We start from the raw sequence: 24,017 nt of genomic DNA, 5'->3' as shown, positions 1-24,017 counted from the left end.
GAAAAAGCAAGTGTTGTGGATCGGCTCTTCTTTTCATTCCACATTTTGCATTTCCTTCCGATAATAGAAGTAAGCACGGATAAGTTTTTAAAGAAGACTAGAAGGAGTGAAGAAAAATGTCAGATCAACACCACAATGCAGCACACGAAGAAGAAGAGGAATTTAATGTATATGACATGCTTCCGCCCGCAGGCACAATCATCGGAGAAGCAACCGAAGAAGAGATGGAAGCTGCGGCAGCACTAGAAGTGAGACATGTCGCGTTCATGCGCCTTCAAGATATGTACATTCAATTTGATGGCTCGTCTTACAAAGACTTATTAAAAGACTTCCAAGACTTCGAACTTGATTCTACTAAATTTTGGAGAGCAATCGCGAGACGCCTCCAAGTCCCATACGAATGGCCAATCCGAATCGACCACGCAAACGGTCCTATTTATATAGGTGAAACAGAGGATAGCCGTGAGGTTGAGGAGAGTGCGGAGTAAAGGAATGGTGACCCCCTTTTTAGTAAGGGGGTTTTTTGCTGAATAAATTATAAAAATGTATTACTCCTCTAAATCAAATTCCAACCTGAGTGATATATTAAAAGCTATTTCATGCATCTCATCTATTTCTGATTGATTCAAGTGCTCCGCAAAACGCCGTGCACTCTCGACAACATCAGAATGCTTCTTAATCATCTCATCATTTAGAACAAAAATCGTATTGATTGCCCAGCCAGCAGTCGTTAACATTTCTTCGTCCTGAAGGGTATCCATATATGTTTCTACTTCAGAAAAAATCCACTTAATATCATCTATTTGTTCCACTTGAAAATTCGAGATTTTTGAAAGCTGTTCAGGGTCTTTGGTTAAGAATATGTCTTTCACTTCTTCTCTTGATAATGGCGGATTCTGCTTTTCATATTCAGCCAGCCACTCTTCATCTGACATTCCATCTTCTACGCTATCCTCAACAGTATAATGACCGGCAATCAGTTCATCAAACGAATCCGCTAATTTAAAATCCGTCTCGTATTCTAAGTCAAAGTAGTGAACCGGCGGATGTTCCTTTGTTTCTCTATAATCTAATGCGATCCACGTATGTCCATCCCCACAAATGAGCACAAGCCCCTCAGGCAATTCCCATTCTTCTATTAAATAATCACTATCCATGATGCCTTCACCTTTGGCAATTCCTCTTAAATGATTGAACTGTACATGATCCTCTGCCCATCCATTTGGCTGGTCCGTTGGAAAGGCGTTATGCAGGGTATAACCTCCATTTTGTTCAAGGATCAGTTTCTTATATGTATCCGGCAGAATGACGCCTAGCTTCTTTTCCGCTTTTGCAATTCCTTTCTCATTAATTTTCTTAAATGTTTCTTCGCTTTCACTGTCTTTATCCCAAAATGGTTTCAAATAATATACCTCCAATTGTCATTTCTATCTCATCTTACCATTTGAGAGAACTAGTTTAATAGTCCTATTTATAGAAAAAAAGAGAAGGGCTTCCCCTTCTCTCATCAATCGTTATTGTTCTTGATTTCTCGCTTCAAATTCATCCAGCATTGCACGCACTTCATCTGTTGATGATGTGTTCATTAATTGATTTCTAAGGAAGCTAGCTCCTCTGAACCCTTTGACATAAATCTTAAAGAAACGGTGCAGTGCTTTGAATGGTCGCAAACCTAGTGATGAATATTGATCATGAAGATCAAGATGCAATCTTAATAGCCCTAACAGTTCGTCACTCGTATGCTCCTTCGGCTCTTTTTCAAAAGCAAATGGGTTATGGAAAATCCCGCGCCCAATCATCACTCCGTCCACTCCATACTGCTCAGCGAGCTTTAGGCCTGTTTGACGATCAGGAATATCACCATTGATTGTCAAAAGCGTATCAGGTGCTACTTCATCACGAAGTTTTTTAATCTCAGGAATGAGCTCCCAATGCGCATCCACCTGGCTCATTTCCTTTCTTGTACGAAGATGGATCGACAAATTCACAATGTCTTGCTCCAAAATGTGTCTAAGCCACCCGCGCCATTCATCGACCTCAGTAAAACCAAGTCTTGTTTTCACACTGACAGGTAATCCCCCAGCTTTTGCCGCTTGAATCAACTCTGCCGCAACGTCTGGTCGTAGAATCAATCCGCTGCCCTTCCCGTTTTGCGTGACATTTGGGACAGGACAGCCCATATTAATATCAAGCCCCTGAAATCCTAACTCCGCCATTCCAATGCTCATCTGTCTAAAGTTCTCAGGCTTGTCTCCCCAAATATGAGCAACAATCGGCTGCTCATCCTCTGTAAACGTTAAACGGCCTTTCACACTTTGAATGCCATCAGGATGGCAATAACTCTCACTGTTCGTAAACTCTGTGAAAAATACATCCGGTCTCGCTGCCTCACTCACAACATGACGAAACACAACATCTGTCACTTCTTCCATTGGTGCTAATATAAAAAATGGCCGCGGTAAATCACGCCAGAAATTTTTACTCATCTTTCATCCAATTCCTCTCATGACATAGCGCCTTATAGGGCATGTCCATCTTTGAAGTCATTCAGCAATTTTTATCATTATATACTTTAATATGAACCGGGCAAAATTGCAAAAAAGGACATTTGGTAATGAAATAAGGGATGAAAATATTGATTCCACTTCCAAATATATTTTTTAATGCAGATTGAACAAACAAAAATAAAAATATCCCGATATCGATGTTTTCACGAAATCGGGATGGCTCTCAATACATTACTGATTAATTACAAGGCTTGCCACGCACTCCACATGACTCGTATGCGGAAACATATCCACCGGCTGCACTTCCTCCGTCACATACCCACCATCTTCAAGAATACGCAAATCACGAGCTAGCGTCCCTGGATTACAGGAAACATACACAACACGGTTCGGTTTCATCTTTAAAATCGTGTCAAGCAGCGCTTCGTCACAGCCCTTTCTTGGAGGATCAACGACGAGGGTGTCTGCTTTGATGCCTTCTTTGTACCAGTTTGGGATAACGGTTTCTGCTTCGCCGACGGCGAATTCGACGTTGTTAATTCCGTTTAAGGCAGCATTGCGTTTTGCATCTTCAATTGCTTCTGGGACAATTTCAACGCCATATACTCTGCCTGCTTTTTGTGCGAGAAATAAGGAAATCGTCCCGATTCCGCAGTATGCATCAATCACGGTTTCTTCGCCTTCCAGCTCGGCATATTCAAGCGCTTTGTCATAAAGCACCTTTGTTTGGGTTGGGTTCACTTGATAAAACGAACGAGCTGAAATAGCAAATTTGATGTCGCCAATCGTGTCATAAATGTATTCTTCTCCCCATAAAACGGTCGTTTCGTCTCCGAAAATGACATTTGTTTTCTTTGAATTCACGTTTTGCACAATTGACCGAACATGTGGGAAGCGTGCTATAATCTGCTCAATCACCTGCTGCTTTTGCGGAAAATCAGTCGTTCTAGTAACAAACACAACCATCATTTCACCTGTTGCAATTCCGTAGCGAACCATGACATGACGTAGCCAGCCTTTGTGACGCTCTTCGTTATATGCTTTAATGCCAAACGCATTGCATATGTCTTTTACGGCCTGTACCACTTCGTCGTTTTCTGACTGCTGAATCAAACATTTTTCCATATCAATGATCTCATGGGTACGCTGCTGATAAAATCCCGCCACAAGTCCGCCTTCTCGTTCGCCAACTGGCACTTGGGCTTTGTTTCGGTAATTCCAAGGGTCTTCCATGCCGAGTACAGGATGAACTTTTACACGGCTCATATCAAGCTTGCCGATCCGCTCTAATACGTCCTTTACTTGTTTCTGTTTAAATTGCAACTGGCCTTCATAGCTCATATGCTGAATTTGACAGCCGCCGCACTGCTTGTAAATGGGACATGGCGCATCTCGCCTGTGCTGACTTTCCTTTGTCAGCTCCATAAGTCGTCCAAAAGCAAATCCTTTTTTGACACGTGTGACTTTGATTTGCCCTTGTTCGTCAGGAAGGGCATTCGGTACAAAGACAGGGAATCCTTCAATTTTTGCTACACCTGCACCTTCATGCGTTAAGTCTTCGAAGGTTACATTGTAATATTCATTCTTTTGAACAGGCGGTTTCATTTTCACCAATTTTATCACCTCATTTGCAAAGAAAAACTTGGCCGCCATAAGGAACCAAGTTCAGTCTTCACCCTATTTTTTCAGCTGTTGCTTTTGGCACAATAAATTCAATATGGCGATACAGGTTTTCAAATTCACCTGGCAGCATGCCGCCGAATTCGCCATCTAAATTTAATTGCATTTTATCTTTTACATCTACCTTCACGCGATTCGCTTTGGCGTAGATGACATTGTTATCATGAATATGCTCGCCTCTGAGAGCAAGGCTGACTACTCGAATGGCTTCTGCTAAATTGACCTTCTTTAAAATAATCAGATCAAACATGCCATCATCTAAAATGGAATCTGGCGCTAGTTTTTCAAAGCCGCCAACTGAGTTTGTGAGTGAAACAAGGAACAGCATGATTTCTCCATGAAACAATTTGCCGTCATATTCAATTTCGACTTCTGTCGGGCGGATAGATGGAAGCATCTCCATGCCTTTTAAATAATAAGCAAGCTGTCCAAGCATGGTCTTTAGCTTACTAGGCACCTCATAAGTGAGCTCTGTTAACCGGCCGCCGCCAGCAATATTAATAAAATAATGGCCATTGACTTTACCGATATCAAGCGGCTTCGCTACACCCTCAATTATGGCATCTGTCGCTTTCAAAACACCTTCTCGTGGAATTCCAAGTGCTCTTGCGAAGTCATTTGTTGTTCCAACTGGAATGATTCCTAGTTTTGGTCTTTTTTCAAGCGGTGCTAGTCCGTTGACGACTTCATTAATCGTGCCGTCTCCACCTGCTGCTACAATTAAATCAAAATCTCTCTGTGCGGCTTTTTCCGCTGCTTGCGTCGCATCTCCTGCACATGTCGTCGCATGACAAGATGTTTCATAACCAGCTTGTTCAAATTTTTGCAAAACCTGCGGTAAATTCTTCTTGAAGAGTTCACGCCCAGATGTCGGATTATATATAATTCGAGCACGTTTCATTCATCATCATCCTATATTCATTATGCAATCTATTTTCACCACTAACAACCTTTAATTATACTATGAGATTTGAAAATGGCAACAAAACAACCACCTATTATGTGAAATCTCCAAGCACATCTCCCTCAGCAAGAAAGCATTCTGATAAAATAAAAGAAAACGCTGTAAAGGATGGTTTGCGATGAAAAAGCCTGTCTATTTTAATCATGACGGCGGTGTTGATGACCTCGTCTCTTTATTTCTTCTCCTTCAAATGGAACATCTGAAAGTTATCGGGATGTCTGTGATTCCTGCTGATTGTTATTTAGAGCCTGCTCTCAGTGCATCTCAAAAAATCATTGATCGATTCAGCCCTTATGAAATTGAAGTCGCTGCTTCAAATTCTAGAGGCGTCAATCCATTTCCGAAGGAGTGGCGCATGCATGCTTTTTACGTAGATGCCCTGCCAATTTTAAACGAAAAAGGCACTGTTGATACAAAAGTGTCCAAGCTGCCAGCACACCTTCATCTGATTGAAACGGTTAAAAAGGAAAAAGAGCCTGTCACCCTGCTCTTTACTGGCCCGCTCACAGACCTTGCACGCGCCTTAGAAGAAGATCCTTCAATTTCTAATAAGATTGAGAAATTGGTGTGGATGGGCGGTACGTTCCTTGAAAAAGGCAATGTAGAAGAACCCGAGCATGATGGGACAGCAGAATGGAATGCATTTTGGGACCCTTATGCTGTCAGCACGGTCTTTCAGGAACCGTTTCCTATTGAAATGGTCGCACTTGAAAGTACAAATCAAGTCCCGCTTACACTTGATGTACGTCAGCGCTGGGCATCCCTTCGCTCTCATATCGGAATTGATTTTATTGGGCAGTGCTACGCCTTTTGTCCGCCGCTCGTTCATCACGAAACGAACTCGACTTACTACTTATGGGATGTGCTGACAACGATCACACTTGCTTCGTCTTCATTTACCCGCTCAAAGGAAATGAATGCGATTGTTTACACCGAAACGCCAAAGCAAGGACGAACTGAAGAGCATCCAGACGGAAAATCCATTCAAGTGATTGACCATGTTGATCGAGATGCCTTTTTCCATGCATTTGAAGAGCTTATGAGAAAAGCGGTTTGTCAGATTTCAAAATAAAAAAGCCCCGCTAATGTGCGGGGCTTCCTCTTATTCTTCTTCTGCGTACTTTTTCTTACGTCTAAACTTGCTTAAAATTTCATACACGATTGGTACCATGACCAATGTGAGAAGTGTAGAACTTGTTAAACCACCAATTACAGTGACACCAAGTCCTTTTGATACGATCTGGCTTCCGCCTTCAAAGCCTAATGCGAGTGGCAGGAGTGCACCGATCGTCGCAAGTGCTGTCATTAAGATTGGACGTAATCTTGTTGCACCTGCTTCAAGTAATGCTTCTCTTGTTGAGAGACCTTCTTGTTCTTTATGAATAACGCGGTCAATTAAGACAATTGCGTTTGTCACAACGATACCGATCAGCATGAGCAATCCAATCATGGCATTTAAGCTGATGGTTTCTTTTGCTATAAACAATCCAGCGAGAGCGCCAATAACCGTAAATGGAAGTGAGAAGAGGATTGCAAATGGTGCAAGACCTCCGCCAAATGTGATGACGAGAACGAGATATACAATGGCAATCGCTGCAAGCATTGCGAGTCCTAGCTGTGTAAAGGACTCCTGGATATCCGCACTTACGCCGCCTGAGTCAATTGTTACGCCAGATTTCAGATCAAGCTTATCGACTTTCTTCTGAACATCTTGTGTCACACTTGAGACGTCGTCTGTTGTCATGTCACCAGACACTTCTGCATAGATTTTCCCATCACGTTTTGTCACCGTATTTGCTGTCGTACCATCTTTTACTTTGACAACATCACCAATTCGGACTTCCTGCCCTGTCGGTGTGGTGATCTTTTTATTTTCTAAATCTTTCTTGCTCTTATATTCATCTTTTTCCGTTTGAAGCTTCACATCAAGTTCTTTGCCGTCCTCTGTGACTTTCGTTAGTGTCGTTTCACTATTTTGAGGTGCAATCGCTTGAGCGATTTGTGAAGCAGTTAGACCTAGTTTTGCCAGTTTTTCTTGATCTGCATTAAACGTATATTCGTCGTATTTCTCAGCTAAGCTTGTGGTGACATTTTTCAGGTTTTTCTCATCTTTTAGGATGTTTTCGACATCTTTTACTGTGCCTTCAATATCGCTTGCTTTGTCACCATACACATAGTACGTCACAGTATTGCTTGCACCAGCAGATGAGAAGTCTTGTGATTTCCATTCCCCTTTAGACGCTTTGTCTTGCAGGGCTTTGACTACACGATCTTTTTCTTTATCAAAATTCGGTGTGTCCTCGTCATATTGTACGAAGAATAATGCACCGTTAGAGTTACCGCCAACACTTGCTGTCATGGCATTTGAAGAGCCTAATGAATATTGAACCGTATTGACATGGTCACGTTTCATCAAGTATTCTTCTGCCTTTTTCGTTTCATCAATTGCTTGTTCTCTCGTTTGACCTGGCTCTGGTGTGTATGTCACCATCGCCGTTTTCTCTGCTTCTTGTGGTAAGAAGCTAACACCGACAAGTGGTGCTAAGAATAAGCTTCCGACAAGCATAAGAATGGCGATTCCTGATGTGATCCATTTATGGTTGAGTGTCCAGTTGAGTACACGTCTATAACCGCCGGCAAGCTTGCTTGGTTTATGTTCTTTGACCTTTTTCGTTGTGCCATACAGGTTCTTTTTAAATAAAGTGTGTGCCATCATTGGAACAATTGTAATGGCGACAAGGAGTGAAGCAAGTAACGCAAACACAATCGTTAAGGCAAATGGGATGAATAATTCACCAATCATTCCACCTACTAACGCTAACGGTAAGAATACCGCAATTGTCACAATCGTCGAAGACATGATCGGGATAAACATTTCTTTTGTGGCTTCTCTGACGAGTGCCTTGCCTTTTAATGGTTCATCCTTTAATGCCATTCGTCGATAGATATTTTCTATGACCACGATTGAGTCATCGACTACACGCCCAATGGCGACGGTCATGGCACCAAGTGTCATGATATTTAACGTGATATCCAGCTGATTTAATAGTAAAACAGCAATCAACAAAGATAACGGAATGGAGATGACCGAGATTAATGTTGATTTGATATCTCGCAGGAACAATAGAATGATAATGATCGCAAAGATCGCTCCGATGATTGCCTTGTTCAGCATTGTGCTGACAGACTCTTTAATCGGCTCTGCTTGATCATATGTGGTGCTTACTTTGATTCCTTTGTTGTCTTTCTTAAATTTCTCAAGCTCTTTTGTTACTTCTTCTGCAACACTCACTGTGTTGGCATCAGAGCCTTTGACAATTTGCAGACCGATACTGTCTTTTCCATTCGTTCTAGAGATCGATTCTGCTTCTTTCACGACTTTAATATCTGCAATCTCAGACAGTTTGATCGTTGGCAGCTCTACAGATTGACTGCTTGCTGCACCTGCTTGTTGCTGTGCTGCTGCTTGCTGCTGACTTGCATTTCCAGCCTGCTGCTCGGCACCTTGCGCACCTGAGCCGCTAGAAGGTGCTCCAGCTCCAGCGCTTCCCGCACCGCCGCTTGCACTTGGTGTGACAGGGATTCGCATGTTTTTCAGATCTTTGACACTTAAAATATTGCCGTCCACGACAACTGATTTTTGCTTATTGCCAAATGTATATAAACCTAATGGCACATTCACATCAGAGCCTTTGATCATGTTTTGGACGGTTTCTTCATCTAAACCGTATTCTTTCAATTTCTTTTCTTTAAACGAAAATTCTACTTCTTTGATTTGCTGTCCTGAAGCTTCAACAGAAGAGACGCCGTCTAATCCTTGAAGTGAAGGAACGAGATCATTTTCTACTTTTTGTGTAAGATCTTGTAATGATTCTTTATCTCCAGAGACACTAAGAGCTAAAATTGGAATCGCGTTAATACTAAAGCGTGCGATTTTAGGTTTTTCTGCATTTTCAGGAAAATCGATATTGCTAATCGCATCTTCAATTTCCTTTTTTGCTTCATCCATGTCTTTGCTGTAATCGTATTCGATTTGAATGGATGAGGCATTTTCAAATGAATTGGAAGTGACCACGTTGACCCCATTTAGGTTTTGAATCGATTTTTCAATTGGATCGGTCACCTTATCAGATACTTCGTCCGGCGTTGCGCCAGGATACGTTGTAGAAACCGTAATGACTGGAGTGTTGATATTCGGGATTGATTCTTGTTTCATATTCAATCCGGCATATAGACCAGCAACTGTTACGATAATCGTCATGAGCCATACAGCGAACTTATTCTTTAATACAAAATTGATGATCGAATTCATTATGTCCTCCATTTTCCTTTATGTATTGACTGACTGGTCATTCTATATCATAATAAACGGTGATATACAATGCCGTCAACCATTTCACTTGCGTTTGGCGTAACATTCTAAAGCTGAAGGGGCCTTATTTCATGAACGAAAAAAAAGAAAAAATCATTAAAGCAAGCATCCAATTGTTTGCGAAAAAGGGTTTTTCTTCTACGACCATTCAGGAAATTGCAGATGAGTGCGGAATATCAAAAGGCGCTTTTTATTTGCATTTCAAATCAAAAGAACAACTTTTCAACCGAGCGTTTGAATATTATATCGACACTTCTATGAAAAGTATTGAAACGATTCGAAAAGAGAATCAGCATCTCGCGCCTAGAGAGATCTTTCAGAAACAAATCGCTGAACAATTTCAGCATTTTGCCGAGAACAAAGATTTTATCATTTTGATCCTCAGCGAGAACATTATTCCGGAAAATCAGCAAATCAAAAAGTATTCAAAAACTGTGAAAAAGCAAATGAATGATGAAATACGAATTTCCATCTTGACCACTTATGGACAGGAGATCGAACCATATATAACTGACCTGTCAGTCATGATTCAAGGAATTATTCAATCATATGTGCAGGTTCTGCTTTTACAAGATCAGATGCAATTATCATTTGATGAGCTCTCTTCCTTTATACTCGAACGATTTGATGATTTGGTTCAAGGCATGCTCCGGTCTCAGACGAAGCCAATTCTAAAACAAACCATTTGGGACGATGAAGCGCCGAGTGCTGCTTCCCTTCAAGAGGAGCTCCGCTTGTTAAAGCTTGAGCATCTACTTTCAGATGATACACTTGTATCCATTGAAGTGATTGAAGAAGAGCTGGGAAAAACTAAACCTCGTAAGCCTGTCATTCAAGGGATGCTGACGAATTTAGAAAAGTGTGAGGACCCTGCTGTTCTCAGAGCAGTGGAACAATTGAAGCTGTTTCTTCAGTAACATGATGTACGGTTTTTCGATATAGTTCACCTTTCCCCCTTCGAATGTGCACTTTCGCTTATGCTTCATTATAAGAAAAGAATCTCTGAATTGATATACGGCGGTGGTCTGAATCTATCATAAGACCCTGTCATTCAAACAAAAAAACCGCCTTCCATGAGGCGGTTTTTTGATTTAGCGTTTTTTGATTTCTTCGAGGAGAATCTTGTTCACCATCGGCGGGTTTGCTTGGCCCTTCGATGCTTTCATGATTTGTCCGACTAAGAAACCAATCGCACGGTCTTTTCCATTTTTAAAGTCTTCTATGGATTGCGGGTTGTTATCAAGTGCTTCTGTGACAAGTTTGAGCAGCGCACCTTCGTCAGAAATTTGGACAAGTCCTTTTTCTTTGACGATTGTTTCTGCATCTCCCCCATTTTCAATCAGCTCTTTGAATACCTTTTTGGCAATCTTAGAGGAAATCGTTCCTTTTTCAATAAGCTGGATCATGCCAGCCAGCCCTTGCGGCGTTAGTTTCGTATCTTCCAGCTCTTTTTGAGCAGAGTTTAAGTAAGCAGATACTTCACCCATCAGCCAGTTCGATGCTTGCTTCGCTTCTGCACCCTCTGAAATGGTTGCTTCAAAGAAATCAGACATTTCTTTTGTGAGCGTCAATACCATTGCGTCATATGCAGGCAGTCCAAGTTCATCGATGTAGCGTTTGCGGCGCTCATCTGGAAGCTCTGGAATGGATGCTCTTACGCGTTCTTTCCACTCGTCATCAATGTATAGCTCTACCAAATCCGGTTCTGGGAAGTAGCGGTAATCATCAGAGCCTTCTTTCACGCGCATGAGGATGGTCTTTTTAGACGCTTCGTCATAACGGCGTGTTTCCTGCTCGATCAGACCGCCAGAAAGCAATACTTGCTCTTGACGTTTTTCTTCGAACTCTAAGCCTTTTTGTACGAAAGCAAACGAGTTTAAGTTCTTCAGTTCTGTCTTTGTACCAAACTCTTCACGGCCAATTGGTCGAAGAGAAATGTTGGCATCACAGCGAAGTGAGCCTTCTTCCATTTTACAGTCAGAAACGCCTGTATATTGAATAATGGATTTTAGTTTTTCTAAGTAAGCATACGCTTCTTCAGGTGTACGAATGTCTGGCTCAGATACGATTTCAACAAGCGGTGTGCCTTGACGGTTGAAATCGACAAGTGAGTAACCATCGCCTGTATGCGTCAGTTTCCCTGCATCCTCTTCCAAATGAAGACGTGTAATACCGATTCGTTTTGTTTTTCCGTCTACTTCAATTTCAATCCAGCCGTTCTCACCGATTGGTTTATCAAATTGAGAAATTTGATACGCCTTTGGGTTGTCAGGATAGAAGTAGTTTTTACGGTCAAATTTAGTATCTGTTGCGATCTCACAGTTCAGCGCCATTGCCGCTTTCATCGCAAAGTTCACCGCTTCCTTGTTGAGCACAGGCAGTACGCCGGGATACCCAAGGTCAATGACACTTGTTTGCGTGTTGGCAGCTGCACCAAAAGGTGTCGGCGAGCTTGAGAAAATTTTCGATTGTGTTTTTAACTCTACGTGGACTTCAAGTCCAATTACCGTTTCAAAGTTCATTCTGATTCACCCCTTACAGTTCAGGTTTTGCTTTATGATGATCTGTTGCTTGTTCGAAAGCGTGAGCCACGCGGTACACTGTTCCTTCGTCGAAGTGCTTGCCGATGATTTGCAGTCCTAACGGAAGACCATTTGCAAATCCACAAGGCACACTGATTCCTGGAACTCCTGCAAGGTTAACAGGGATCGTTAAAATATCGTTTGCGTACATAGTCAATGGATCGCTTGTCTTTTCACCAATGTTAAACGCAGGAGTTGGCGTTGTCGGTCCTACAATGACATCATACTTTTCAAAAACATCTTCAAAGTCTTTTTTGATCAATGTACGGACTTTTTGCGCTTTTTTATAGTACGCATCGTAATATCCTGAGCTTAGCGCGAATGTACCAAGCATGATACGGCGCTTCACTTCGTCTCCGAAGCCTTCAGAACGAGTATTTTTGTATAAATCAATCAGGTTGTCTGCATTGTCTGTACGGTAGCCATAGCGGATGCCGTCAAAACGGGCAAGGTTCGCAGATGCTTCTGAAGAAGACAGTAAGTAGTAAGTCGCAAGCGCATATTTAGAGTGCGGAAGAGATACTTCTTCCCACGTAGCACCAAGTCCTTCTAATACTTTTAACGCTTTGAGAACAGACTCTTTTGCTTCCTCGCCAACACCTTCGCCAAGGTATTCTTTCGGCACAGCAATTTTCAAGCCTTTGATGTCGCCAGTTAATGAAGAAAGAAAATCTGGTACATCGACATTAGCACTTGTTGCGTCCATTTGATCAACACCAGATATCGCTTGAAGAACATATGCATTGTCCTCAACATTACGCGTAATCGGCCCAATTTGATCTAATGAAGAAGCAAATGCAATTAATCCGTATCTGGATACACGGCCATACGTTGGTTTAAGACCAACAACACCACAGAATGATGCTGGCTGACGAATGGAGCCACCTGTATCTGATCCTAGAGAGAACGGAACTTCTCCAGCTGCAACAGATGCTGCTGAGCCACCACTTGACCCACCTGGAACCGTGTTTAAATTCCATGGGTTTTTCGTTGCTTTGAAGCCAGAGTTCTCTGTAGAAGATCCCATTGCAAATTCATCCATGTTTAATTTACCGATTGTGACAGCTTCCGCTTCTCTTAGACGGTTCACAACGGTTGCATCATAGATAGGATCAAAGTTTTGCAGAATTTTACTTGATGCTGTTGTACGCAAATCCTTTGTGACAATGTTATCCTTCACACCGATTGGCATACCGAACAATAGGCCAAGTTCGTCTTTTTCACCAACTGCCTCGTCCAATTCCTTTGCATATGCACGAGCTTTCTCTTCGTCCAGTGCAAGGAATGCTTGTACTTTTCCGTCTACTTCATTGATTCGTTTATAAGACTCGTCCACTAAATCAGAAACAGACAGTTCCTTTTTATGTAAAAGCTCTTTTAATTCAGAAATTTTGTGATCAAACAGTGACATGTCTCGGGCCTCCTTTAGTCCAAAATTGATGGCACACGAATATAGCCGTCTTTATGATCAGGCGCGTTTTTGACGACTGCCTCAATGGAAAGACCTTTATTCGGAACATCTTCTCTCATGACGTTTTTCATTTTTAATACGTGTGTCGTTGGTTCAACGTTTTCCGTATCTACCTCGTTTAACTGCTCTGCAAATGAAATGATGCTATCAAGCTGTTCTGTAAACATCTCAGCTTCTTCTTCTGTAATCGCAAGCCTTGCTAAATGCGCAACGTGCTTGACTTCTTCTATAGAAATTCTTGACATGCAGGTTCACCTCCAAAAATGATGCGTGCTCGTGGTCATGATCATAAGTCATATACACTTTATCATATCAAATTTTACTGTTCTAAAGCAACTTTACGCAGGCGCGGTGAAAGGTCATTTCCCTTGAATCGTCAAATATTCGTAAGGTCACTTTTTATTTTTCAGAAAATTTTTACTTTATTTTGTTTTTGTAAACGCATACATATTGATGCTTATCACCGATTCGTGCATTTTTCCTTCAAAATAAAGAGGTTTAAGCAGGTTGATCACTTGGGAATACTCTGTTAGGTTAAGTAACCATAGCAGTGAGCAGGACAGTTATTCAAAAATGCTGCCTTGGCACTCCTGTATATTTTGATCGAGGTGATGTCAAATTAATACGAAAAAGGTGAGAACAAAAGATGAATATTGAAGTTACAATTTCCTTATCTATTTATTTTATCGGAATGCTTGCCATCGGTTGGTATGCATTCAGGAAAACACATGATTTAAATGATTATATGCTTGGTGGACGCGGACTTGGCCCATTCGTTACAGCCCTTTCTGCAGGTGCTGCTGATATGAGCGGCTGGATGCTGATGGGTGTTCCAGGTGAAATGTATAAAACAGGTTTATCGACAACTTGGCTTGCGATTGGTCTCATCGTCGGTGCTTACTTGAACTACCTCATTCTTGCACCTCGCTTACGTTCTTATACAGAAATTGCTGATGATGCCATTACGATCCCTGATTTCTTTGATAAGCGGTTCAAAGGATCATCTGCTTTATTAAAAGCTGTTTCAGCCGTCATCATTTTAATCTTCTTTACGCTGTATACATCGTCTGGGATGGTATCAGGCGGACGTTTATTTGAGTCAGCTTTCGGCGCTCACTACATGTTTGGTCTGATTTTGACGTCAAGTATTGTGGTTTTGTATACATTGTTTGGAGGATTCCTTGCAGTGAGCTTAACGGACTTTGTCCAAGGAGCTATCATGTTTTTAGCATTAGTGCTCGTGCCGATCGTTGCCTTTACACAATTAGGCGGACCTGTTGCTACATTCCAAGATATACAACAGATTGACCCTAAATTGCTTGATATTTTTAGAGGAACGAGCGTCATTGGCATTATTTCCTTCCTCGCTTGGGGACTAGGTTACTTTGGGCAGCCGCATATTATCGTGCGCTTTATGGCCATTACGTCCGTCAAAGACTTAAAACCAGCACGCCGAATCGGAATGAGCTGGATGATTATTTCTGTGATTGGTTCACTATCTGTCGGTTTAGTTGGTGTTGCATATGTCCATGAAACGGGTATGAACCTTGCTGATCCTGAAACCATTTTTATCGTCTTTTCTAAAGTATTGTTCCATCCATATATCACTGGATTTTTACTTTCTGCCATTTTAGCTGCGATTATGAGTTCAATTTCGTCTCAGCTGCTTGTCACAGCAAGTGCAATGACAGAGGATTTATATAGAACGTTCTTTAGAAAAAAAGCATCAGACAAAGAACTCGTGATGATTGGCCGTATGTCTGTACTCGTTGTCGCTGTCATTGCCCTTTGTCTTTCACTTAATCCAAGTGACACCATTCTTGACCTTGTTGGTTATGCATGGGCAGGCTTTGGTTCTTCCTTCGGTCCAGTCATCTTACTTTGCCTATACTGGAAACGGATGAATCATCATGGTGCCCTCGTTGGGATGATCGTTGGTGCCGTTGTCGTTCTGACATGGATCACGACAGGTCTTAACCATGCCACAGGTATTTATGAAATGATTCCAGGCTTTACGTTAAGTGGTTTAGCTGCAATCATTGTGAGCTTAATGACTAGTAAGCCGTCACAAGCATCAAAACAGTTATTTCACAAAATGGAAGATCATCTTGAAGAAGAAACAAAATAAAGAACATGAAGGGTCATCTGTCTTATGCGGATGACCTTCTTTTTAAATAAAATAAAAAGCTTTTCTTTCTTCCGATTCTGAATAAAATAAGAGTTGTGCAGCCATATGGGGTGTGAGAAGATCATATACATGTTGTGAAACGTACATGAAGTGAAAGGAGCGATACGCATGTTTTGGACAATTGAATGGGATACAGTCTTAAAATTAGCCGTAGCCACTTTAATCGGTTTGATTATTGGGCTTGAACGAGAGCTGAAGAAAAAGCCGCTCGGCTTAAAAACGTGTATTGTCATTGCTGTCAGCTCCTGTGTATTAACCATCATCAGCATTGATGCAGCCTACAATTTCCCTCGAGTCTCTAAGCTTCAAATGGACCCACTCAGGTTACCGGCGCAAATTATATCTGGTGTTGGTTTTATTGGAGCAGGTGTGATTCTTCGCAAAAGCAATGATGTTATCTCAGGTCTCACGACTTCTGCGATGATCTGGGGAGCAGCAGGACTTGGGGTTGCAACAGGTGCAGGATTTTATAAAGAAGCCTTCCTCAGTCTTTTCTTTATTCTGGTTAGTGTCGAATTCCTGCCATGGCTCTTCCAGCGGATCGGACCGATTCGCCTGCAGGAAAAAGAAATCCGTATCAGGATGTCTCTTTCTGATCGAAACCGCATGACAGAGATTTTAAAAGAAATGAAAGCCCTCAATATTCGCATTCATTCTGTACGAATTGATGATTTAAAGGAAAAGGACTATCCGATCATGGAAGTACGCGTACGCGTGCATAAAGACCGCTATACAACGGATGTGTACTTTGATATTAAAGATCTAGAAGGCGTCGTTGGCGTGAAGTGTGATACGGTATAACAAAAAAACCCCTGCTGTTTGGCACAGCAAGGGTTTTTTTTATCGGGCCAGCTGATGAAAATCAAAAGGAGTAATTGGCGTTTTTTGCTCAATTTCCTTTCGCAAACGTGTCAGCATGGCTTTTTCGTCAGAAGTCATTGTTTGGAGATCACATGCTTGATGTAAAAGCCCATAAATCAGCATATGACGCAGCATGAGAAAATCAGGTATTGTTGCCAGCCACGCGTCATCAAGCTCATTCTCCTGTCGATAGCCTTTTAAAAAATGACTCATAAATTCAGCAGTAAATTCAGCTTTATCCTCATATGGAATCACTGGATACCAAAGAACATTGTATAGCAAAATACTAATATCATTGATAAACCAGTGATATCCAATATCATCAAAATCAAATGCGATAATCTCTCCTTGATGATAATGGAAGTTCCCGTGATGCAAATCGGCATGCACCAGCCCATACACATCCTTCGAAATTCGGAGCTGGTGAAGCTTTTGCATCAGTTCATCTTTTCTTTGCAAAACAACCGTTTGATCAGATGGAATATATTTATCAAGCTTTAACTGCTCCTCTTCATACCACTCTTGACGCTTACAGCGAGGGTCTTTTACTTGATATCGTTTTGTTGTTTGATGCATTCGACCTGTATAGGCGCCTAACGCTTCAAACAGCTTCCCATTCCAATCACCTTCAGTTACTTTTCTTCCCGGTGCCTTTTCATACACACGGAGTAAAAAAGCGCCCCCGGCTTGATCAGGAATGGTTTCAACGTCTTTTCCTCTTACTGATAAAATCGGCTTTGCTACGGATATACCATGATGAGATAGAAACCGAATCCAGTCCATTTCTCCTAAAATATATGTGGATGAACGACGAATGGTATGGGTGATTTTTAATATATAATTCTCCCCATTCATTGCCTTATATTCATACACAACATTTTCTGCATCTGCTAGAAATGTCACTTGGTCTAGCTGAAAGTCATACAAGTGAGCCGCTTTCTTTAAGACTTTCTGTTCATCGTATCGTGCTTTTACTTCTTTATGCATGCTGATTCTCCTTTTATCGTCTTTTTAAATGTTCACGACGGTAATCAGCATTATACGAGCATCAACATACCAGCCTTTCCTATTGGTTTCAACTAATACTTTGACAAACGTTTGGAAAAACCTCTTATTTAGTCATATATATGAACAACGGGCTCTTTGTCTTCAGCACTTTTCGTGATCAAGGCTTCCTGTTGATCAGAAGATGTGATGTTGATTTCGATATTGGTACTCTTATAGTAATCCATGACTTCACCTGTTAAATATTGTGTGAAGGCTACAACTTCCGTTTTTCCGTAGAATTGCATTGGAATTTCGATTTTCATTTTTTGCAGGTTTCCGTTTTTGTAAAAGCCTTTTCCTACAACACCAGTGTAATTCGGGAAGTAGTCTTCGACTTTTGTCTTGAAACGGTCAAATCGCTCAGAATCATCTTTGTAGCTGCTTTTCGCTTGATCTGAAGGGAAGAATACATTCTCCTCTTTGATCGTATCCCAATTGCCGATATCAGCCGAGCCTGCTTTCACATCCGTTTTGGCAATGAAGTTTCCTGGAACAATAGATGATTTTGGTGCTTGCTTATATAGGGCAATCATGACAGGCACTTTTTGCAGTCCGTCCATTTGACGAATTCGTTTAATCACTTGTTCAGCGATTTTTTCACCCTCTGCTAACAGTTTCTTTGAACTTTTCGATGAATCGATGGTCACCTCTTGCTGCGGATCACCGATATTTTCACGGTAGTAATACACAGAATTCAGCGCAAGACCAATGACAACTCCGCCAAGCTGTAAGCTGTTTTTGTCTTTTCGAATTAAGTAATTATGCTCTAGCATAGAAGCTAAGTAAATTGGACTATTTTCATTTTTAGACTTTGCTGAACCTGAGTTTGGAAGAGCAGGATTTAAGCCTAGATTCTTAAAGTCTTTATCTTCTTTTTCTGCTTTTTTCAGATCACTGCCTGTTTTTTTGCGCGCCAGCCAGCTGAGAACCGTGTCCTCATCTAAATGCTGTCCTTCTTGGAATAGGTAGTCGTTTGTATTAAATGACTCTGTTGCCAGGCGCATGAGTCCTGTTTCAAATTCATCAATGTCCAAACGTGTGTTGAGGCGCTCTGCTGTTAAACCTCTCGCAGCTCCTTGTTTAAACGGCAGCACCATTTTGTAATAGGAGTCAGAGATATTGTACATCGGGATGATGGCTGTTTCCTTGGTTTCCTTCGTTTCATCCGTTTTTTGTGTGACCTCTTCCTCATCCTTTCCCCCAAAAGGTGCACACGCTGACAATACCAGTGTGAGCATTGTCAGCAGCAATAACAACTTTTTCAATAGAAAACACTCCTCTTATTTCTTTAGCTCCTCGAGCATTTTAGCTTCGTCCCAAATTTCAATGTTGAGTTCTTCTGCCTTTATCAGCTTACTTCCCGCTGCTTCTCCGGCAATGACCAAGTCTGTTTTTTTACTCACACTACCTGCCAGCTTGCCGCCTAATGCTTCAATCGCTGCTTTTGCATCGTTTCGAGCCATTTCTTCTAATTTTCCAGTCAGCACGATCGTTTTACCTGCAAAGTAGGAATCACTTTCTTCTGCTTTCACTGGCTTTGGCCCTGTGTAGGTCATATTGACTCCAAGCTCTTTTAGCTCGTTCAGCAGATCAAGAATTTCTTCTTTCTCAAAGTACGTGACGACAGCATCAGCCATTTTTTCACCAATTTCGTCGACTTCAAGTAATTGTTCTTTCGTCGCTTGCTTTAATTGATCAATGTTTTCGAAATTCATCGCCAAGGTCTTTGCCGCTTTAGAGCCAATAAATCGAATCCCGAGTCCAAATAGTAAACGCTCAAGAGAGTTTTCTTTCGATTGTTCAATCGAACGCAGTAAATTGTCCACAGATTTTTCACCCATTCGTTCAAGCTGAATGAGCTCTTCTTTCGTTAATCGGTAAAGATCGGACACACGAGAGACAAGCTGTTCTTGGAAAAGCTGTGTAATGACTCGCTCGCCAAGCCCATCAATATTCATCGCATTACGTGAAACGAAGTGAATGAGTCCCTCACGTATTTGGGCAGGACATTCTGGATTGATGCATCGTAAAGCCACTTCGCCTTCGATTCGCACCAGCTCACTATGACACTCTGGACATTCAGTTGGCATGTGAAACGGCTTTTCTTCACCGGTACGCTGATCGACAAGTACACCTGCAACTTCGGGAATAATATCACCCGCTTTTTTCACAATCACTTGATCAAAAAAGCGAATATCCTTTTCTTTGATCAAATCTTCATTATGAAGAGAAGCACGCTGCACTGTCGTTCCTGCTACTTTGACAGGCTCAAGAATTGCTGTTGGTGTGATCACGCCTGTACGTCCGACACTTAGTTCAATATCAAGCAGCTTCGTCACGACCTCTTCAGCCGGAAACTTGTACGCAACCGCCCAGCGCGGACTTTTTGCTGTAAAGCCGAGTTCTTCCTGCTGAGCCAATGAATCGACTTTGATGACAATTCCATCAATTTCATATGAAAAATCGGCACGTTTTGTTTTCAGAGTTTCAATGAGGTCAATCACTTCTTCAATCGTTTGGCACATCCGTCTTTCTTTGTTCGTTTTAAAGCCAAGTTCGTCGAGAAGATCAAGTCCTGCACTTTGCGTTTCAACACCGATTTCATCAAGCTCCGCTATACTGTAGACGAATATATCAAGGTTTCGTTTCGCTGCAATTTTCGTATCGAGCTGACGAAGTGAGCCGGCAGCCGCATTACGCGGGTTTGCAAACGGTTCTTCTTCGTTTTGAATTCTTTTTTCATTTAACGCTTCAAAGGAAGGTTTTGGCATAAACGCCTCGCCTCTCACTTCAATCGACAGAGGGCGTTTGATTTTAAGCGGGATAGAACGAATGGTTTTCAGGTTTTCAGTAATATCCTCACCCGTTGTTCCATCGCCGCGCGTAGCACCTCGAACAAACACGCCGTTTTCATAACGGAGAGAAACAGCGAGTCCATCAATTTTCAGCTCGACATTGTATGCGATATCGTCACCGACTGCTTGACGAACCCGGCGGTCAAAATCAAGAAGGTCCTGTTCATTAAACGCATTCCCTAAGCTGAGCATCGGTGTGCCGTGACGCACTTTTTGGAAGGCGTCTAAAACAGCGCCTCCTACTCTTTGAGAAGGAGAATCCGCTGCTTTTAAATCAGGGTGCTCCTCCTCTAGAGAGATCAGCTCACGCATCCGCGCATCATATTCAGCGTCAGGAACACTTGGACGATCAAGTGTATGATATTCGTAGTTGTATTGATTCAAAATCTGGTGCAGTTCCTCGATCCGGCGTTTCGCTGCTTCTTTGTCCATCTGCTTCTTCCTTTCAATTCATCCGTTTTGTCAGTCCTATTCGTTTACTGCTTCTCGATTGGCGCAAATGCTGCGAGAAGACGCTTAATACCTGTAGGGCTTGGGAAGGCAATATCGAGTTCTGTGCTGTCTCCGCTACCTTTCACACTTACAACCGTACCAACGCCCCATTTTTTATGAGCCGCTTTATCGCCCACAGCCCAGCCAATATTGCCGCCGCCTGTGTTTTGAATCGTTTGTGTTTGCGGACGTGAGACAGGGCCTCGTCTTTGCGATCTTTCTCTTGTTTGGCCAAACGGTGTTTTCGTTTCTTTTTTCTCATTTAGGTTGTCCAATAAATCGGCTGGTATTTCTCGAATAAATCTTGATTCAAGATTCATGTTCGTCCGGCCGAATAGTGTTCTCATTTTCGCACTTGATAAATAAAGCTCTTCTTCAGCCCTTGTGATGCCTACGTATGCGAGGCGGCGCTCTTCTTCCATTTCTGCATCTTCCATTAGTGAACGGCTGTGCGGGAAGACACCTTCCTCCATCCCCATTAAGAAAACAACAGGGAATTCTAAACCTTTTGCGGCGTGAAGAGTCATTAAGATGACGGCATCCTGATTTTCTTCCTCATTCTCATCCAGCTTATCAATGTCTGCAACGAGGGCAAGATCTGTCAGGAAGGTCACAAGTGACTTGTCTTCATTTTGTTCTTCAAAGTTCTTAGTGACAGATAGAAACTCGTCAATATTTTCTAAGCGGCTTTGTGCTTCAATCGTTTTTTCAAGCTTCAGAGCTTCTCGATAGCCTGTTTTCTCTAGAATTTCTTCAGTTAATTCAGTGACAGATAAATAATCCTGCATGTTTGTCATTTGATCAATGAGCTGTTTGAACTCATCAAGCGCATTGGCTGCCCTTGCACTCAGTCCAATGAAATCCACCTGACCAAGTGCTTCAAACATAGACAGATCATTCATCTCCGCATATGCTGCGATTTTATCAACAGATGTCGCACCGATTCCTCGCTTTGGCACGTTTACAATTCGCGCAAAACTAATATCGTCATCTGGGTTTGCCACTAGGCGTAAGTACGCCAAAATGTCCTTGATCTCTTTTCTGTCATAGAACTTCGTGCCGCCGACAATGTTGTATTGAATGTTGGCTTTCATTAAAGTTTCCTCTATGACACGAGATTGGGCATTCGTCCGGTAAAGGATCGCAAAATCGGATAATTTGCGCTTACCGCTCTGATAAAGCTGATGAATCTTTCCTGCGACAAATTGCCCTTCACCGAATTCATTATCTGCGCGGTAATAGGCAATCTTCGCTCCTTCATCATTTTCTGTCCAAAGGTTTTTCGGCTTTCGGTTTGCATTGTTTTGGATGACCGTATTTGCGGCATGCAAAATGCGTTTTGTCGATCTGTAATTTTGCTCAAGCAGAATTACTTCACTGGACGGATAATCTTTTTCAAAGGAGAGAATGTTTGTAATATCCGCTCCGCGCCAGCGATAAATAGACTGATCCGAGTCGCCGACAACACATATATTTTGAAAACGCTGAGCAAGCAGTTTCACAAGCATGTACTGCGCTCTGTTCGTATCCTGATACTCATCCACATGAATGTATTGGAATTTCCGCTGATAGTGCTCTAATACTTCCGGGATGCGCTCAAACAGACGAATCGTCATCATAATTAAATCATCAAAATCGAGTGATTGGTTTTTGAGTAACCGCTTTTGATAATCAGTATAGACGTCGCTGACCACTTGATCATAGAAATCACCGGCTGTTTTGGCGTATTCCTCTGCATCAATAAGTTCGTTTTTTGCACTGCTGATCGATCCTAAAATGCTGCGTGGATCAAACTTTTTAGGATCGATATTCCGTTCTTTTAAAATGTTTTTAATGACTGAAAGCTGGTCAGATGTGTCTAAAATAGAGAAGTTGCGATTCACACCGATGCGGTCAATATCACGTCTTAAAATGCGGACACACATGCTGTGGAACGTAGAGATCCAAATGTCATCTGCCCCAGGTCCTAAAATAGCCTGGACACGTTCGCGCATTTCACGTGCTGCTTTATTTGTAAACGTAATCGCTAATATGTTCCACGGAGCTACATGCTTTTCTGCCATCAAGTAGGCAATTCGATGTGTGAGCACCCGTGTCTTTCCGCTTCCTGCACCTGCCATCAACAGCAAAGGCCCGTCTGTTGCTTTGACCGCTTCCCTCTGCGCGTCATTCAGCCCTTCTAATAGATGATTCGATATTTCATTCATTCCATTCACCGCCAATTCGAACTTATGTTCTATTTTAACCTGTTTCGTCTTGTTTGACTATGATGACTTTTTGACTGCGTCGACTGTCTTTAATGCTTCTTTGAAATTGTCATAAATGACGTTCCCTACAACTACAACGTCTGCATGCTGCGAGAAGTCTTTTGCCTGTTTTGCGTTCTCAATGCCGCCGCCATAAAAAAGAATTGTTTCATGAAGCACTGCCTTCGTTTCTTTCACAAGCTCTATATCCCCAAGCATTCCGCTGTATTCTAGATAAAAAATGGGCAGCTTCATCAAATGCTCTGCCACTCTTGCATATGCCCTTACGTCATCAATATCCAGCCCTGTATTTGCCTCTGTGAGCTTGGCCGCCTTACAATCTTCATTTAAGATCACATAGCCTTCCGGCACAATCTCTTCCATTGACATCAAATCACCGAATTCCTTCATCGCGTCCTTATGAAGCCCAACAATCCAGTCAGGATGAGAGCTGTTTAAAACGGTCGGGATGAAATACAGATCGAAGCCCGGCACAATCATCTCATGTGTTGAGATTTCGAGCACACAAGGCACTAGAAACCGGCGGACCTTTGACATCAATTGAAGCACATTGTCCTCTGTTACATTGTCACTGCCGCCAATCAATATGGCATCCGTCCCAGATTCGCAAATCGCCTCTAGCTGTTCATCGGAGATTTCTTTATTTGGATCGAGTTTAAAGACATGCTTCCACTCGGTAACATCATACATGAAAAACGTTCCTCCATTCGTTTCATTCCATTTAAATATTA

Annotated in this window: 18 protein-coding genes; 5 read left to right on the top strand and 13 right to left on the bottom strand. The window is 42.1% G+C overall.

Annotated features, from left to right (window positions below):
- Positions 1 to 116: 116 nt before the first annotated feature.
- Positions 117 to 488, top strand: coding sequence for a hypothetical protein (locus tag AKG37_RS18110; protein WP_060700097.1), 372 nt, complete (start codon positions 117 to 119; stop codon positions 486 to 488).
- 60 nt (positions 489 to 548) lie between these two features.
- Here AKG37_RS18110 and AKG37_RS18105 read toward each other — a convergent pair whose 3' ends face one another.
- From AKG37_RS18105 to AKG37_RS18090, 4 genes are all read right to left on the bottom strand, one after another.
- Positions 549 to 1,403, bottom strand: coding sequence for an SMI1/KNR4 family protein (locus AKG37_RS18105; protein ID WP_060700096.1), 855 nt, complete (start codon positions 1,401 to 1,403; stop codon positions 549 to 551).
- Positions 1,404 to 1,514: 111 nt separating this feature from the next.
- On the bottom strand, positions 1,515 to 2,486 hold the full coding sequence (locus AKG37_RS18100) for a tRNA dihydrouridine synthase (protein ID WP_060700095.1): 972 nt from the start codon (positions 2,484 to 2,486) through the stop codon (positions 1,515 to 1,517).
- Positions 2,487 to 2,738: 252 nt separating this feature from the next.
- On the bottom strand, positions 2,739 to 4,118 hold the full coding sequence (gene rlmD, locus AKG37_RS18095) for a 23S rRNA (uracil(1939)-C(5))-methyltransferase RlmD (protein WP_060700130.1): 1,380 nt from the start codon (positions 4,116 to 4,118) through the stop codon (positions 2,739 to 2,741).
- Positions 4,119 to 4,179: 61 nt separating this feature from the next.
- A complete protein-coding gene (locus AKG37_RS18090; protein ID WP_060700094.1) occupies positions 4,180 to 5,088 on the bottom strand; it encodes a diacylglycerol kinase in 909 nt (302 codons plus the stop codon).
- 181 nt (positions 5,089 to 5,269) lie between these two features.
- On the opposite strand from AKG37_RS18090, the gene AKG37_RS18085 reads away from it, so the two are divergent.
- Positions 5,270 to 6,223 carry a nucleoside hydrolase gene (locus AKG37_RS18085; protein ID WP_060700093.1) on the top strand — a complete coding sequence of 318 codons (954 nt, stop codon included), beginning with the start codon at positions 5,270 to 5,272 and terminating at the stop codon, positions 6,221 to 6,223.
- A gap of 30 nt (positions 6,224 to 6,253) precedes the next feature.
- Here AKG37_RS18085 and AKG37_RS18080 read toward each other — a convergent pair whose 3' ends face one another.
- On the bottom strand, positions 6,254 to 9,463 hold the full coding sequence (locus tag AKG37_RS18080) for an efflux RND transporter permease subunit (RefSeq protein ID WP_060700092.1): 3,210 nt from the start codon (positions 9,461 to 9,463) through the stop codon (positions 6,254 to 6,256).
- Positions 9,464 to 9,594: 131 nt separating this feature from the next.
- On the opposite strand from AKG37_RS18080, the gene AKG37_RS18075 reads away from it, so the two are divergent.
- Entirely contained in the window at positions 9,595 to 10,440 is an 846-nt protein-coding gene (locus tag AKG37_RS18075; protein ID WP_060700091.1) for a TetR/AcrR family transcriptional regulator, read from the top strand.
- A 174-nt stretch (positions 10,441 to 10,614) separates the two neighbouring features.
- Here AKG37_RS18075 and gatB read toward each other — a convergent pair whose 3' ends face one another.
- The 3 genes from gatB to gatC are packed head-to-tail and all read right to left on the bottom strand — an operon-like array spanning position 10,615 to position 13,821.
- Positions 10,615 to 12,045, bottom strand: coding sequence for an Asp-tRNA(Asn)/Glu-tRNA(Gln) amidotransferase subunit GatB (gatB, locus tag AKG37_RS18070; protein ID WP_060700090.1), 1,431 nt, complete (start codon positions 12,043 to 12,045; stop codon positions 10,615 to 10,617).
- Between the two features lie 13 nt (positions 12,046 to 12,058).
- Positions 12,059 to 13,516: an Asp-tRNA(Asn)/Glu-tRNA(Gln) amidotransferase subunit GatA gene (gene gatA / locus AKG37_RS18065; RefSeq protein ID WP_060700089.1), complete on the bottom strand. Its 1,458-nt coding sequence runs from the start codon at positions 13,514 to 13,516 to the stop codon at positions 12,059 to 12,061.
- Between the two features lie 14 nt (positions 13,517 to 13,530).
- Positions 13,531 to 13,821 (bottom strand): Asp-tRNA(Asn)/Glu-tRNA(Gln) amidotransferase subunit GatC, encoded by a 291-nt coding sequence (gatC, locus tag AKG37_RS18060; RefSeq protein WP_024424549.1) that lies wholly within the window; start codon positions 13,819 to 13,821, stop codon positions 13,531 to 13,533.
- A gap of 401 nt (positions 13,822 to 14,222) precedes the next feature.
- Between gatC and putP the strand changes: the two genes are divergently transcribed.
- Both putP and AKG37_RS18050 read left to right on the top strand, forming a co-directional pair.
- A complete protein-coding gene (gene putP, locus AKG37_RS18055) occupies positions 14,223 to 15,704 on the top strand; it encodes a sodium/proline symporter PutP (protein WP_060700088.1) in 1,482 nt (493 codons plus the stop codon).
- Between the two features lie 168 nt (positions 15,705 to 15,872).
- On the top strand, positions 15,873 to 16,565 hold the full coding sequence (locus AKG37_RS18050) for an MgtC/SapB family protein (RefSeq protein WP_008344247.1): 693 nt from the start codon (positions 15,873 to 15,875) through the stop codon (positions 16,563 to 16,565).
- 39 nt (positions 16,566 to 16,604) lie between these two features.
- Here the strand turns inward: AKG37_RS18050 and AKG37_RS18045 are convergent, their stop codons facing one another.
- The 5 genes from AKG37_RS18045 to pcrB form a co-directional block, all read right to left on the bottom strand.
- Complete coding sequence (locus AKG37_RS18045; protein ID WP_060700087.1) at positions 16,605 to 17,612, bottom strand: phosphotransferase enzyme family protein; 1,008 nt, start codon at positions 17,610 to 17,612, stop codon at positions 16,605 to 16,607.
- A 128-nt stretch (positions 17,613 to 17,740) separates the two neighbouring features.
- The gene (locus AKG37_RS18040; RefSeq protein WP_060700086.1) at positions 17,741 to 18,937 is read right to left on the bottom strand and encodes a CamS family sex pheromone protein; all 1,197 of its coding nucleotides are present in this window, start codon (positions 18,935 to 18,937) and stop codon (positions 17,741 to 17,743) included.
- A gap of 15 nt (positions 18,938 to 18,952) precedes the next feature.
- Positions 18,953 to 20,959: an NAD-dependent DNA ligase LigA gene (gene ligA, locus AKG37_RS18035; protein WP_060700085.1), complete on the bottom strand. Its 2,007-nt coding sequence runs from the start codon at positions 20,957 to 20,959 to the stop codon at positions 18,953 to 18,955.
- 44 nt (positions 20,960 to 21,003) lie between these two features.
- The gene (pcrA, locus tag AKG37_RS18030) at positions 21,004 to 23,226 is read right to left on the bottom strand and encodes a DNA helicase PcrA (protein ID WP_060700084.1); all 2,223 of its coding nucleotides are present in this window, start codon (positions 23,224 to 23,226) and stop codon (positions 21,004 to 21,006) included.
- A gap of 57 nt (positions 23,227 to 23,283) precedes the next feature.
- Positions 23,284 to 23,976, bottom strand: a complete 693-nt coding sequence (gene pcrB, locus AKG37_RS18025; protein ID WP_060700083.1) for a heptaprenylglyceryl phosphate synthase — start codon at positions 23,974 to 23,976, stop codon at positions 23,284 to 23,286.
- Between the last annotated feature and the right edge of the window lie 41 nt (positions 23,977 to 24,017).

The sequence above is a fragment of the Bacillus australimaris genome, assembly GCF_001307105.1.
GTDB classification, from domain to species: Bacteria; Bacillota; Bacilli; order Bacillales; family Bacillaceae; genus Bacillus; species Bacillus australimaris.
This window is presented reverse-complemented; position numbering and strand designations above follow the sequence as displayed.

Coding starts and splice junctions, on each gene's coding strand:
- AKG37_RS18085 (WP_060700093.1), top strand. CDS start 5,270: ATGAAAAAGCCTGTCTATTTTAATCATGACGGCGGTGTTGATGACCTC.
- AKG37_RS18045 (WP_060700087.1), bottom strand. CDS start 17,612: ATGCATAAAGAAGTAAAAGCACGATACGATGAACAGAAAGTCTTAAAG.
- gatA (WP_060700089.1), bottom strand. CDS start 13,516: ATGTCACTGTTTGATCACAAAATTTCTGAATTAAAAGAGCTTTTACAT.
- AKG37_RS18075 (WP_060700091.1), top strand. CDS start 9,595: ATGAACGAAAAAAAAGAAAAAATCATTAAAGCAAGCATCCAATTGTTT.
- AKG37_RS18090 (WP_060700094.1), bottom strand. CDS start 5,088: ATGAAACGTGCTCGAATTATATATAATCCGACATCTGGGCGTGAACTC.
- AKG37_RS18080 (WP_060700092.1), bottom strand. CDS start 9,463: ATGAATTCGATCATCAATTTTGTATTAAAGAATAAGTTCGCTGTATGG.
- gatB (WP_060700090.1), bottom strand. CDS start 12,045: ATGAACTTTGAAACGGTAATTGGACTTGAAGTCCACGTAGAGTTAAAA.
- pcrB (WP_060700083.1), bottom strand. CDS start 23,976: ATGTATGATGTTACCGAGTGGAAGCATGTCTTTAAACTCGATCCAAAT.
- AKG37_RS18110 (WP_060700097.1), top strand. CDS start 117: ATGTCAGATCAACACCACAATGCAGCACACGAAGAAGAAGAGGAATTT.
- AKG37_RS18100 (WP_060700095.1), bottom strand. CDS start 2,486: ATGAGTAAAAATTTCTGGCGTGATTTACCGCGGCCATTTTTTATATTA.
- gatC (WP_024424549.1), bottom strand. CDS start 13,821: ATGTCAAGAATTTCTATAGAAGAAGTCAAGCACGTTGCGCATTTAGCA.
- AKG37_RS18050 (WP_008344247.1), top strand. CDS start 15,873: ATGTTTTGGACAATTGAATGGGATACAGTCTTAAAATTAGCCGTAGCC.
- pcrA (WP_060700084.1), bottom strand. CDS start 23,226: ATGAATGAAATATCGAATCATCTATTAGAAGGGCTGAATGACGCGCAG.
- ligA (WP_060700085.1), bottom strand. CDS start 20,959: ATGGACAAAGAAGCAGCGAAACGCCGGATCGAGGAACTGCACCAGATT.
- putP (WP_060700088.1), top strand. CDS start 14,223: ATGAATATTGAAGTTACAATTTCCTTATCTATTTATTTTATCGGAATG.